The sequence below is a fragment of the Oryzibacillus soli genome, from assembly GCF_051594765.1.
Lineage (GTDB): Bacteria > Bacillota > Bacilli > Paenibacillales > NBRC-103111 > Paenibacillus_AR.
Window position 1 is genome coordinate 216,472 of sequence record NZ_JBPPGJ010000002.1, and the last position, 12,845, is coordinate 229,316.

Sequence of the window (12,845 nt, forward strand, 5' to 3'; positions counted from 1 at the left end):
AGCAGGGCGTTTCCGTCCTCTCAAGCGTCCGCTCCGGACAGGATGCTTTTTTTTTATTATACTCTAATCATGTAAAGCGTTAAAGCAGTTTTTTCGATCCCCCTCATTCCCCCTTGGCCAAGGGGGAGGTGCCGGGCGCTCACCCGCCCCGGCTCCCCGGAAACGTTGCGTTGGCGTGACCTGGGCCGTCTTCGAAGGTGGGGTTGGCGCTGACCTCGCTTGTCGTCCCCATCCGGAACCTGGCTGCCGACTGCCGGCGGCGGCCAGGTTCGGGGTGGAGACCCGCTTAACCTTTGCGTTCTCCCTCTACGTGGTGCCCCTGCTGCCTGCTACTCTCGAGGTTGGGGTGGTACTGCCTGCTGTGAGCCGCCTCACGCGTTGCCGCGTGAAGCTCTTGTTCTTGGGCGGGGTAGACGCTGAGCCTTACGCCCGCTCTCCCCCGCATATCCTCAATCCCTCAAACCATAAAACCTAAACCTCAAAACCAAAACCTCAAAACCAAAACCTCAAAACCCAAACCCTATAACCTAACGCGTTTCGCTGAGCCTTACGCCCGCTCTCCACTTTCGGTTATTTCAAGCTTCGCTCGTATTACTTCGCCGAGCCCCGGATCATGGCGGTGGCCCCGGTACGGGACAGCTCCCGGATCCGGTATGGCCGCAGCACCTCGACCATGGCGTCGATCTTCTCCGTATCGCCGACGACCTGGACGATCATGCTGTTCGGGCCGATATCCACGACGGAAGCGCGGAAGGTCTCGACGATGCTTACGATCTCCGGACGGACGGCTGGCTCCGCACTGATCTTGATCAGCGCCAGCTCCCGGGCCACCATCGGGTTGGACGACAGGTCCACCACTTTGATGACATCGACGATTTTGTATAATTGCTTCTCGATCTGCTCCAACGTTTTATCGTCTCCCGTGGTCACGATGACCATACGGGAAAGGCCTTTTTCCTCGGACTCGCCTACGGTGATGCTCTCGATGTTGAAGCCTCTGCGGCCGAACAGGCCGGAGACCCGCTGCAGGACTCCGGGTTGGTCATTGACCAGGACGGATATGGTATGCTTGGTCGTATTCATTCCTCATCCCCCATTAACATCTCGCCGATTGTCTTCCCTTGCGTAACCATCGGATACACGTTCTCGTGCTTGCGGACGACGAACTCCACCAGTACCGGTCCGTCCGTGGCCATCGCTTCCTCCCATGCCCGGCGTGCATCTTCCTTGTTCGACGCCCGAAGGCCCTTCACGCCGTAGGCTTCCGCCAGCTTCACGAAGTCCGGGCTTCCGGCAAGGTCGATGTGGCTGTAACGATTCTCGTAGATGATCTCCTGCCACTGGCGGACCATGCCCAGCACCTGGTTGTTGATGACGACGATCTTGACCGGAATCTTGTTGATGGCGCAGATGGCCAGCTCCTGGGAGCACATCTGCATGCCGCCGTCTCCGTTGATGGAGATGACCAGCGTATCCGGGTTCCCCATCTGGGCGCCGATGGCGGATGGGAAGCCGAAGCCCATGGTCCCCAGACCGCCCGAGGTGACGAAGGACCGCGGACGGTTGAACTTGTAATACTGCGCCGTCCACATCTGATGCTGGCCTACGTCGGTGGTCACGATGGCGTCGCCCTTGGTGGTTTCATTCAGCAGCTCAATGACCCATTGGGGCTTCAGCTCTTCGTCAGAATCCTTGTATCGCAGCGGCACTTCCGTCTTGTTCTTCTGGATCTCCTCGATCCAGGCTTGGGAGTTGGCCGCCTTCGCTTTGGTGTTGGCGTACTGCAGCACGTACTTCACGTCACCGACACAGGGAATGTCGGTGGGGACGTTCTTGCCGATCTCGGCAGGATCCACATCGATGTGGGCGATCTTGGCCTTCGGCGCGAAGCCCTCCAGCTTCATGGTCACCCGGTCGTCGAAGCGCGCTCCGATGGAGATCAGGAGGTCGCAGTTCTGGATCGCCATGTTAGCCGTGTAGGTACCGTGCATGCCCGGCATGCCCATCCACAGCTCATGGCCGCTGGGGAAGCCGCCCAGACCCAGCAGGGTCGTCGTCACCGGAATACGCGTCTTGTTGACGAATTCCAGCAGCTCGGCCGAAGCATCGGCGTAGACGATGCCGCCGCCGGCCAGAATGACCGGGCGCTCCGCCTGCTCGATGGCGGACAGAATTTTGTCCACCTGCTTCTTGTTCGGGTCCGTCGTCGGGTTATAGCCCCGGATATTGACCTTGGCGTCCGCAGGCTTGAACTCGGCCATATGGGCGGATACGTCCTTCGGAATGTCGATCAATACGGGACCCTTGCGGCCGGTATTGGCGATATGGAAAGCCTCGTGGATCACACGCGGCAGGTCCTTAACGTCGCGGACCAGATAATTGTGCTTCGTGATCGGCATGGTGATGCCGGTGATGTCCGCCTCCTGGAAGGCGTCGGTGCCGATCAGCGAGGTGGCTACGTTGCCGGTAATAACGACCAGCGGAACCGAGTCCATAAACGCCGTGGCGATGCCGGTGACCAGGTTGGTGGCTCCCGGGCCCGAGGTGGCGATACACACGCCTACTTGGCCGGTGGTGCGGGCGTAGCCGTCGGCGGCATGGATGGCGCCCTGCTCGTGGCGGGTCAGCAGGTGATGGAAGTCGGGATTGCCGTGCATGGCGTCATAAATGTATAGAACGGCTCCTCCGGGGTAACCGAAGACGCATTCCACACCTTCGAGCAGCAGGCAGCGGAGCAGGATTTCCGATCCGGAAATCACGTCCGGCTTCAGCAGCCGTTCTCTCAGTTCATCCTTCAGCACCTTCGTCGGATTCTCGATACTCATAGTGATCCTCCCCTCAAATTGTGGAGCAAGCTGGTTTCTTCGATCATAACCAAAAAACCCCTTCCGTCCCGAACGCGCAATAATGCCGTTCAAGGGACGAAAGGGGTTAACTTCCGTGGTACCACCCAGGGTTTGCCGCTCATCTCGCGATGGCGGCCTTAGCAAGTACGGGATCTGTGCATGCTACAGATCCTTATACTTCGACACGATAACGTGTGTCCATCCGTTTTCCCCTACTAACCATGCCCGGTGAATGTTCCGTACATGCTGTTCAGGGAAACAGCTCCGAGGTGAGCTCGTTAATAAGGGATTAAGGCATTGGTTTCAGCTAGCCCGCTGCTCTCTGGACATAAGAGCCCTTATCACTTCGTCCTCATCATTGCCATGTTCCTGTTTTCGAAAGATTTGTTGATTATTATATGCATCTTTCGAGAGCAAGTCAATACTCTCTGTTAAACATTTTATGAAACCGTTTCGAAACAAAGACGTTCGTCCACTACACAAGGACAAATCTCAAGAAATCCGCCCCCGCTATGTGAAGTCCCCCTTCGGATCTGGAGAATCCGTCCCTTCAGCATGGAGCTTAACCGAAGCGGTACGTCCGTGTCCACCGGACAGTCTCACCGGGCTCCAGCCGCAGCTCCACGAACAGCTCGGGGGATACGGTGTGGGCCGTCCCCCATAAGGCCAGCATGGCTGCGGGGGCATCGCATTCCTCCCCGACACAGGCACCCGTCTCCGCATGACGAAGCTCCCAGCCGACCGGAGACCGTCCTTCCATACCGCCCAGCCTGCAGTAGAATTCCTGCTCCGGCGTTCCGTTCCAGCGCATTCCGCTAGCGGCCGGCCGTAGGATGACCGGAGAATAATCCGGCTCCATCAACGTCACTTCCAGGGGGAAGGACAGCTCCAGCTCATATGCCGTCCCTACGGGCAAGCCGTCCAGAGACAGGAAGTTATGGGCGTATTCGCAGGTATGAATGGGGCGGGCTCCGGCGTTGCGCAGCTCGTACTCTATCCGCAGGGCGGAGTCCAGCACCGACACCGTCTTCTTATACCCGGCGGCATAGCCCCGGCATTCCACAGGCTCCGTCTCGAAGGTGATCCGCTCCGTCTCCGCATGCACGGTCCAATGGAAGGGCTGAAGCGGATAATCTCCCGCGAAGGAATACGGCTCCTCCGATTGCTTCTGAAGCAGACCGACACCCAGCTTGGGAAACCACTCTCCCGGCCGGGTCTCCTCATACCCGAGGGCTTCGAAGATGCCGAACTCGCTGCAGATTCCGGCCCCTCCTCGCTCCAGGCTGCCGTCATTGGTCTCGTAGGCGCAGTAGCGCCGGCCCGACTTCACCTCCGTCACCTGGGTGATGAAGCCGCTTCGGTCAAACCGCGGACGCCGATAAGCTCCAGGCAGCGCCAGCTCCACGATCAGTCCCCCGCCTGACAGCACATGCCGCGGTCCGTTCCACGCTCTCTCCTGCCATACTCTCATCCCGCTTCCTCCTTATCGGCTCATGCCGGCTGTCAGATCAGCTCAACCTCCACGTCAACGGCTTCTCCCCCTGCCGCGAGAAGCGTCTCCCGCTTGACCGCGCAGCCCTCGGGACGCTGCTCCGTCTCCACCCCCGATCCGTTCAGCCGGACGGACCGTACGGTATAGGCGCCGGCATCGGCCCCATTCGGATTGCTGTAGACAATCCGAAGCATTTTGCCCGCGAACAGGGTGACGACCCCCGCCTTGCCCTCCGCATCGAACTGGGTGCGAAGCAGCTTGGGGTCCAGCAGCAGATCGCCATACCCGCCCTTCACGCCGTATACCTCCGTCAGCTCCGTCAGCAGGAGCCAGCTGGCCGAGCCGGTCAGGTACGGGTACATGCCCCGCCCTCTCTCGTTGATATATTCAGGCACCCCGGGGTACATGCGGCTCCTCTCAAAATCCGCACTCAGCCGATAAATGGAATCCAGCACGTCATGTCCCTCGCGGACGAAGCCCCGTTTGTACAGCGCATTGGCATACATCACGGCCATGTGACTGAACATGGCTCCGTTCTCCTTGTGCCCGAACGCGAAGCCGAAGGCGCGGCCCAGATTTTGCCGGATGCCGCCGAAGTCCGTATTCAGACGGTAGCCGATCCGGGGATCCTTCAGATGCCGGTTCACCGCTGCGGCCATCTGCGCCGCCTGCTCCTCCGTCGCCGTCCCCCCCATCAGGTGGAAGACCTGCCCCGTCAAGGTCATGCGCACCCCATCCGGCGTTACCCCCTCGACCCGGTTTCCGTCGTCGTCGTAATAACCGTTGAACCAGCCGATGCCCTCCTCCTGGGCGATCCACTCCTGCTCCTGCAGATGACGAGCCAGCCATTGGCCCTTCTGTTCCAGGTCCCGGGCCGCATCTCCGATCTTCAAGGCCGTTCTGCGACCGCTCACGGTATGCCCGGTCCGTTCATAGTAAGCGTCCAGCAGCCGGTGCTTCTCCCCGATGGAGCCGTAGTCGATGGGGGCCGATAACGTATCGAAGAGCAGGACCATCTCCTCGGAGACCTGAATCTCCGCAAGCCCCGTTCTCCTCTCCAGCTCCCGCAGCAGCTTGCCGAGCTCCATCAGGTTACTGGCATAGAAGGCGGTAAATGCCACGCTCTCTCCGCGCTTCGTCCCCATGTCCATCCCGTCGTTCCAGTCGGCTCCCTCCAGCTTGATGATGTTGTGCTCGCCCACGTGGTAGAACGGAACCAGGTTCTGCAGCAGCAGATGCTCCAGCACGGTTCCCCGGTAGATCTCCCCGTCCGCTGTCCGCTGCACGCTTCCGTCCAGAGGCTTCCACTCCAGGTCCTTGTCCTTGCACCGCTTGATGTGGATGTCCTTAAAATACGGCTGCTCCTCCAACAAAAAGCCCAAATCCCCGCTTTGGTGGAGATAGAGCAGAACGGTCAGGAAGGGCCATGCCCCGTGGTCCATCCATACGCGCGGAATGTTGTTCCGGTCGGCGATGAATTCGCCCGGCTTGCTGCCGATAATGGTGGCGTTGCTGCCGTCCATCCGGATCCCTGCAAAATTGTTCAGGAGCAGGTGGCGGACCTCCGCCGGCTCCGTGAAGAGTAGGGCCAGGCAGTCCTGCCACAGATCCCGCCAGCCCCGGCCGCCTCGCCCGTAATCATGATAGGGCAGGAAGGAGTTGCCGAAGAGGCGCCGGAGCACCGGCTGGAGCGTGACCCACTTCATCCACAGGTCGTGGTCCCGGTCACCGGACCGGAACGCCAGCTTGCCCAGCTTCGCCTCCCAATAGACGACGGATTCCTCCAGGAGCTGCCCGAACCGGGCCTCCGACAGATAGTCCCGGGCCAGCCGAGTCTCGTCGGGACGGTCCTCTTCCACGGTCAGAGCCAGGACATAGGTGCGGGACTCTCCCGGCGCCAGATCGGCTTCCCGGAACCGGAGCGCCCCCACGGACTCGTACCCTTCGGCGGAATCGCCTGCGGCCGCATGGGGCTTGGCATGGGTCACCACAGCCTTCGGCCATTCCAGACTGCCGCCCTCGCCGATGTAATCCTCCAGCACCGGGAAGAATCCTACCGGAGCCGTCCCATCCCCCTCCGCTCCGAGGACGCTGTAGGTCACGCGGTTCACCCGGTGCCCCCGCTCGTCGAAGGACAGGGAGGGCTGCACATGGACGCCGTATTCGCCGACCGCAATGCGGTGCAGCAGGGACGTGACGTGCCGGTGGTCCCGCAGGTCATCCGCCGAGCGGGCATACATCGGGATGGCTGCTGTCGGCGTGACGGTCAGGGTCCGGCTGCCGCCGTTCGTCAGCTTCACCCGCATGTACTCCACAGCATCGTCCGTATTCGGCACGAAGCTGGTGATCTCGGCGGTCAGCCCCAGTGCAGGGTGGGTGCGGGTGATCTTGTGCCACAGGAAGCCGGCTTCAAGCAGCGTATCCTCCCGTTTCCCGCTGAAGGCTTCCGCGTGCTGCTTCGGAGAGCTGCCGGCGGCGGACCAGACCTCCTCTCCTTCGATATGGACCCAGAAATTCCGCGACGCCCGGGAATTATGCAGATCCTCCACGGATACCGGGGGCGTCAGGAAAGTGTTGTGTCCGGTCTTCGCATCCCCGTGCAGGGTCGGGGTCACCGAAGACATCATCCCTGCTTCGTTCACCAGCGGGAAATACAAGTATTGGGTGTCCTGCGGCGTCCGGAGGGCAAAGCTCCCGTTTTCGTTCATAAAGGTCCAGCCTTTCGGTTGATTCATCGTCTCTTCTCCTCCTATTTACTAAACCGGTTTCGTAATCCTATTATGCTTTACGGACCCTGTTTTTGTAAAGAAGCCATTGTATGAACGATGAAAAGTTCGATAAAATGCGAAAAATGGGACTTTCCATCTGATTCTCTGGAGTAGGTCGTTGTCGGATAGTAGCGGAAACGCTTGCTCTTTTACGAAAATTTTCGTAAACTGGAGCTATTCATTTCCTATCAAGCAGGTGACCCCCATGACCATGAACATCAAAACCATCGCCAAGCTGGCCGGCGTCTCCGTCTCCACCGTCTCCAAGATCATCAACAATTACAGCGACATCTCGGAGGAGACCAAGAGCAAGGTCCATGCCATCATGCAGGAGAACGGGTACATCCCTTCCAATACGGCCAAGACCTTGGCCACCAAGCGCTCCAATCTGATCGGCGTCATCTTCGCCGGCAAGCTGAACGTGGATTTCACCCACCCGTTCTTCGTGGAGGTGCTGAACGCCTTCAAGAAGCAGATGGGGATTCTGGGCTACGATCTGCTCTTCTTCTCCAACGAGAAGTTCCACCCCAAGGGGGAGGACTATCTGGCCCGGTGCCGGCACTTCCATGTGGACGGCTGCATCATCATCTCCGGCCAGAACCTGGAGCCGGATATCGGGGAGCTGGACCGGAGCGGCATTCCCTGTATCGGCGTCGATCTGGTGCTGACCGGCGCCTCCTCCGGCCATATCATGTCGGATAACGAGAAGATTGCGGCCAAGGTGGTGGAGCACTTCTACATGCTGGGCTACCGGGACATCGGCTATATCGGGAGCACGTCTCAGTCAGAGATCTCCAGAATGCGAGAAACCGGTTTAGTGAAGGCACTGGAAAGCTGGGGACTCGGAGTCCGTCCGGAGTGGTTCATCAGGGGGGACGATTTCTACGAGGAAAGCGGCTATTGCGCGATGAAGCGCATGCTGGAGAACGGGCCGGCGCCGCGGGCGCTGTTCGCCGCCTCCGACCTGCTTGCGCTTGGAGTCATCCGTGCGCTGAAGGAGAAGGGCCTCCGGGTGCCGGAGGATATGGCCGTCATCGGCTGTGACGACATTGAGGCGTCGCGCTATACCTCGCCTGCCCTGACCACCGTCAAGCAGGACAAGGACAAGATCGGCAAGCTGGCCGCCATGATGCTCTACGACCTGATCCATGGGCAGATCAGCGCCAGTGCCGTGGTGGTGGAGCCGGAGCTGATCGTGCGCGGATCCTGCGGAGGCGGCCGGCCGGCCGGCTCCGAGCGGTCCTGATGATTCCTTTGCCGGCTGCGATCCAAATAAAAAAACAGGCAGGGAGCGAACTCCCTGCCTGTCTCTTATGGCGCTTAAGGAATCTTAAGCGTTGATTTTGGTCTTGGCGGTTGCAGCCAGGTCTGCGAATGCTTTGGCATCCGTAACGGCCAGCTCGGCCAGGATCTTGCGGTTTACATCGATGCCGGCCAGCTTCAGGCCATGCATGAACTTGGAGTAGCTCAAGCCGTTCTGGCGGGAAGCGGCGTTGATCCGGGCGATCCACAGCTTGCGGAAGTCGCGTTTCTTTTGACGGCGATCCCGGAACGCGTACATCAGGGACTTCATAACTTGCTCGTGCGCGGTGCGGAACAGACGATGCTTGGAGCCGAAGTAGCCCTTCGCTAATTTCAGAACTTTTTTATGACGACGACGGGTGACGAACCCGCCCTTGACTCTTGCCATAGTGGTCAGCCTCCTAAATGATTAAGTACGTTGGTACGAAGAATGCGGGAATTACTTCACGTAAACGAGCAGCTGCTCGATCCGCTTAGCGTCGCCCTTGGAAACGATGGCAGATTTGCCCAGACCAGCTTTGCGGTTCGAGCTCTTCTTCTCGAGGATATGGCGTTTGAAGGCCTTGTTTCTCTTGATTTTACCGGTACCGGTTTTTGTGAAACGCTTGGCGGCGCCACGGTGTGTTTTCATCTTAGGCATGTGCGTAAGTCCTCCTACAAATTATTGGCCAGTCAGTCGGAACTGGCGTTTCCCGGTTTTTTGCTCGTGCATCGGTCATTCATCCCGTTCCGCTAGGAACGCTAAGCGCCGCACTGGAACCTTGCGGTCACTTCGGCGCCAGGATCATGATCATGCTCCGGCCTTCCAGCTTCGCCTTCCGCTCCAGAACACAGAGAGATTCGGCTTCCGCCGCGACACGCTCCAGTACGCGCAGGCCGATCTCCGAGTGGGTGATCTCCCGGCCGCGGAAACGTACGCTGCACTTCACCTTGTCCCCTTCTTCCAGGAACTTCAGGACGTTGCGGAGTTTGGTCTGGAAGTCGTGCTCATCGATGGTGGCGCTGAAGCGAACTTCCTTCAGGTCAACCACCTTCTGATTCTTACGAGCTTCCTTCTCTTTCTTCTGTGTCTCATACCGGAACTTGCCGTAATCCATGATCCGGCAAACCGGGGGCTTGGCGGTAGGGGCGACATTCACAAGATCGAGATTCGCGTCCTGCGCCATCTGAAGAGCTTCACGGAAAAGCTTGATACCCAGCTGTTCACCTTCAGATCCGATCAATCGAACTTCCTTGGCGCGGATCTCTTCGTTAACCATATGCTCCTTGCTAATAACCTTCCACCTCCGATTAATTCTCACCTAAATCTGGGTTAACCTGGTTTGTACAAAACAAAAAGGATGCGGGCCGTAATCCGCCCACATCCTGTCTTATGTCATAAGTAACGTACATGTCGTTAACTTAAGTGACTAAGAACCAGCCAACGTTCCGGGGTGTTCACCTCGTGTCGGTCAGGTGAGAAGCGGGCGCTTCTTCTTGAATAGCACTATAAGATCTTACCACATGCACATCTGGATGTCAAACATGAGATTTGCCAAACCGGAATGCTGTTTGGAATCAGCTTGCCTGCTTGCTCTGCACTTCCTCCAGACGGATAACGCGGGTGTGCTGGGTGTGGCTCCACTGCTTATTGTTCTGGGTGAAGAAGGCATAGAAGGTCACCGGATACCAGGAGATCAGGAATACCGGGAAGGTGATGAGCGACCTCCAGATCTTCTTGGGCGCCTTCTCCATCAGGAGGGACAACGGGAACACCAGCAGGTTCATGGCATACAGGACGCCGAAGAACCAGGGCGCATTCTCGAACAAAGAAGTGAAGTATGGGTCGCCAGGACGGAACTGGTCGGCATACAGAACGATGGTGATCAAGCCGCCCAGGAACAAGTTGTACACGTTCAGCGCATAGATGGCGGTATCGGTTTTGGCCCAGTTGGCCTCTTTCAGTCCCTGCCAGAGCAGCGGGAAGAAGTAGCGGCGGGCTACGTCGAAGTGTCCCTGCATCCAGCGCAGACGCTGGCGAGCGGAGGCCTTGAAGCCCAGCGGCTTCTCGTCGTAGACCTTGGCGTCATAGTCGAAGTACGGGTAGATCCCCTGCTTCACGCAGCGCATGGTGAACTCCAGGTCCTCTACGAGGCTGGTAGCGCCCCATCCCATCTCGCGCAGCAGGTCGGTCTCGAAGCACATGCCGGTTCCGCCCAGATAGTTGGCCAGCTTCAGGTTCGTGCGGGGCAGCTGCCACAGGCGGTTGCAGTACCAGTAAGAAATGGCGTAAGCCGAGGTAATCCACGAATCGTGGGGGTTCTTGGTGTCCAGATAAGCTTGAACCACACGGTAACCGGAGCACAGATCATCGTTCATGTGAATCAGGAAGTCCTGTTCCACCAGGTTGTCGGCATCGAACATGACCACGCCGTCGTAGCTCTTCGGAAGCTTCCACAGCTCCTTCAGCATCCATTCGATAGCATAGCCCTTGCCGCGGAGATTCGGGTTGCGGCGCTCGAAGGCCATGACGCCCATGCTTCTGGCGATGTCTGCGGTACCGTCGGAACAGTTGTCGCAGATGACCATGATGTCATAGAGCTCTTTCGGATAGTTCAGGTTCTTCAGGTTCTCGATCAGCGCGCCAACGACCTGTTCTTCGTTGTGGGCCGCTACGAGTACGGCGAACGACTTTTGGGGAGCGAAGGACTTCTTCGTTTTCTTGCGGAACCATCCGAAGAAAGTCAGGAGCAATTGGTACAAGCCGATTAACGCCAAAACGATTTGTGTTACATACAGTATGCGGTCCACTTCGGTAAATCCCCCTTTTTTTGGTGTAGCCCCATTGCTATCTCTATATAGTGGGTCATGGCTAATCCGTCTGACGCTACGCCGTTAATGATTTTCCTCTCTTTGCAGAGATTTGTAAAAACCCATTAAAACTCCTTATAGCCGATATAGGAGCAATAAAGGGAATACAAATGGGAAAAACCTCCGGCATTCGCATCGGGACGCACTTTTCTCTAGTTTCTTCGTCTTCCGCCCTGTTTCATTCGAGGGCACAGGGCTTGGACCGATTTGCCAGTCCCGATTCCCATTATAAGTTATCGGTACCCGTGACACAAATCCGCCGGTCCCGCCCGCTCCACGATGATAATGGAACGGACGGACCGGCGTCGAATTGTTGCGGGGTGGCACATCATCAATCCCGAACATAGGAGCTTCGCCCTACTTCGCGGCGGCCAACTCGGGCTTCGACATCTCCCGGGTGACGGGCAAAACTTGTCTATAGCTGTCCAAGAGCCGCGAAAAGATGGAGTCCCAGGATTGAAGCAGGCTGTATTCCCGCCCGGCCTTGGCCATGCTGCTGCGGAGTCCGGGGTTGTCGAATAGGGATTCGATGGCGCCTGCGAAGGCCTCGGCATCCCCTACGGGACACAGCCAGCCCGTCTGCATGTGCCTGACCGTATCCTGAACGCCGCCTGCTGCAGCTCCGATCACGGGCGTGCCGGACGCCATGGACTCCAGGACCACGTTCCCGAAGGTTTCGGTGGCGGAGGGGAAGACGAACAGATCGGATGCGGCGTACAGATTGCTGAGCTCCTGTCCCTGCACGAATCCGAGGAATTTCATATCGGCCCGGTCCTTATAGGTTTCGGTCAGCTCCTTGAATAAGGGTCCGTCGCCGGCCAGAATGATCTGCGATTGCTCCCGGATCCGGTCCGGCAGCCTGTTGTAGGCGTCGATCAGCACATCCACGCTCTTCTCCGGAGCCAGACGGCCGACATAAAGCATCGTAAACTTGTCAGGATCGGCGCCGGCGTTCTCCAGGACAGCCTGGCGGTCCACATCGGGATGAAACCGGCTCACATCCACGCCGCGGCTCCAAACCTCCAGGTTATGGAAGCCCCGCTCCTCCAGATAGTGGAGGGTGGACATGGACGGGACGTAGATTCTGCGGCAGGTCTGATGGAACCAGCCCAAGTAACGCCACAGCATCCCTTCCACCCACTGGATCTTGTAATACTGCAGATATTGGTCAAAATGCGTATGATACGATGCGACGACCGGTATCTTGTGCTTCTTCGCGTAATGCAGTCCGTACAGCCCCAGGTTGAAGGGCGTCGCACAGTGAATGATGTCGGGCTTGAATTCCATCAGCGTCTTCTTGATCGTAATCGGGTTCGGGATAGCCAACTTACACTCCGGGTACAATAAAAAGGGAATGCTGTAAAACCGTTCCACCATGGTGTTGTTGTAATCCGTTCCTGCTCCGCCTTCACTCTGGGGTGCGAATACACGGCAAGTCGCGCCTTGGCTCTCCAGATACCGTACCCACTTGCCGAGCGTCCGAGCCACTCCGTTCACATCCGGGAGAAAGGTATCCGTAAATATTGCGACCTTCAAGAGCACTACCCCCTTTGATTGGTATGTACCAGCAAGATCCCGCCCTTATTG

General features: G+C 58.2%; 10 protein-coding genes. 1 reads left to right on the plus strand and 9 read right to left on the minus strand.

The features are described from left to right. Positions 1 to 591: 591 nt before the first annotated feature. The 4 genes from ilvN to ACSEXW_RS02940 all read right to left on the minus strand — a co-directional run bounded on the left by ilvN (position 592) and on the right by ACSEXW_RS02940 (position 7,073). Positions 592 to 1,083: an acetolactate synthase small subunit gene (gene ilvN / locus ACSEXW_RS02925; RefSeq protein ID WP_438444600.1), complete on the minus strand. Its 492-nt coding sequence runs from the start codon at positions 1,081 to 1,083 to the stop codon at positions 592 to 594. Next, entirely contained in the window at positions 1,080 to 2,825 is a 1,746-nt protein-coding gene (ilvB, locus tag ACSEXW_RS02930; protein WP_438444601.1) for a biosynthetic-type acetolactate synthase large subunit, read from the minus strand. The genes ilvN and ilvB overlap by 4 nt, the downstream gene beginning before the upstream one ends. A 583-nt stretch (positions 2,826 to 3,408) precedes the next feature. Continuing rightward, positions 3,409 to 4,317: a hypothetical protein gene (locus ACSEXW_RS02935; RefSeq protein WP_438444602.1), complete on the minus strand. Its 909-nt coding sequence runs from the start codon at positions 4,315 to 4,317 to the stop codon at positions 3,409 to 3,411. Between the two features lie 32 nt (positions 4,318 to 4,349). Continuing rightward, positions 4,350 to 7,073, minus strand: a complete 2,724-nt coding sequence (locus ACSEXW_RS02940; RefSeq protein WP_438444603.1) for a GH36-type glycosyl hydrolase domain-containing protein — start codon at positions 7,071 to 7,073, stop codon at positions 4,350 to 4,352. 244 nt (positions 7,074 to 7,317) lie between these two features. Between ACSEXW_RS02940 and ACSEXW_RS02945 the strand changes: the two genes are divergently transcribed. Continuing rightward, positions 7,318 to 8,352, plus strand: coding sequence for a LacI family DNA-binding transcriptional regulator (locus tag ACSEXW_RS02945; RefSeq protein WP_438444835.1), 1,035 nt, complete (start codon positions 7,318 to 7,320; stop codon positions 8,350 to 8,352). A gap of 84 nt (positions 8,353 to 8,436) precedes the next feature. On the opposite strand, the gene rplT is transcribed toward ACSEXW_RS02945, so the two are convergent. The 5 genes from rplT to ACSEXW_RS02970 form a co-directional block, all read right to left on the minus strand. Then, entirely contained in the window at positions 8,437 to 8,796 is a 360-nt protein-coding gene (gene rplT / locus ACSEXW_RS02950) for a 50S ribosomal protein L20 (RefSeq protein ID WP_438444604.1), read from the minus strand. 51 nt (positions 8,797 to 8,847) lie between these two features. Beyond that, positions 8,848 to 9,048, minus strand: coding sequence for a 50S ribosomal protein L35 (gene rpmI / locus ACSEXW_RS02955; protein ID WP_438444605.1), 201 nt, complete (start codon positions 9,046 to 9,048; stop codon positions 8,848 to 8,850). 127 nt (positions 9,049 to 9,175) lie between these two features. Further along, the gene (gene infC / locus ACSEXW_RS02960; protein WP_438444606.1) at positions 9,176 to 9,667 is read right to left on the minus strand and encodes a translation initiation factor IF-3; all 492 of its coding nucleotides are present in this window, start codon (positions 9,665 to 9,667) and stop codon (positions 9,176 to 9,178) included. A gap of 298 nt (positions 9,668 to 9,965) precedes the next feature. Beyond that, positions 9,966 to 11,198, minus strand: coding sequence for a glycosyltransferase family 2 protein (locus ACSEXW_RS02965; protein WP_438444607.1), 1,233 nt, complete (start codon positions 11,196 to 11,198; stop codon positions 9,966 to 9,968). Positions 11,199 to 11,615: 417 nt separating this feature from the next. After that, positions 11,616 to 12,794 carry a glycosyltransferase family 4 protein gene (locus ACSEXW_RS02970; RefSeq protein ID WP_438444608.1) on the minus strand — a complete coding sequence of 393 codons (1,179 nt, stop codon included), beginning with the start codon at positions 12,792 to 12,794 and terminating at the stop codon, positions 11,616 to 11,618. Positions 12,795 to 12,845: the final 51 nt, after the last annotated feature.

Coding starts and splice junctions, on each gene's coding strand:
- ilvN (WP_438444600.1), bottom strand. CDS start 1,083: ATGAATACGACCAAGCATACCATATCCGTCCTGGTCAATGACCAACCC.
- ilvB (WP_438444601.1), bottom strand. CDS start 2,825: ATGAGTATCGAGAATCCGACGAAGGTGCTGAAGGATGAACTGAGAGAA.
- ACSEXW_RS02935 (WP_438444602.1), bottom strand. CDS start 4,317: ATGAGAGTATGGCAGGAGAGAGCGTGGAACGGACCGCGGCATGTGCTG.
- ACSEXW_RS02940 (WP_438444603.1), bottom strand. CDS start 7,073: ATGAATCAACCGAAAGGCTGGACCTTTATGAACGAAAACGGGAGCTTT.
- ACSEXW_RS02945 (WP_438444835.1), top strand. CDS start 7,318: ATGAACATCAAAACCATCGCCAAGCTGGCCGGCGTCTCCGTCTCCACC.
- rplT (WP_438444604.1), bottom strand. CDS start 8,796: ATGGCAAGAGTCAAGGGCGGGTTCGTCACCCGTCGTCGTCATAAAAAA.
- rpmI (WP_438444605.1), bottom strand. CDS start 9,048: ATGCCTAAGATGAAAACACACCGTGGCGCCGCCAAGCGTTTCACAAAA.
- infC (WP_438444606.1), bottom strand. CDS start 9,667: ATGGTTAACGAAGAGATCCGCGCCAAGGAAGTTCGATTGATCGGATCT.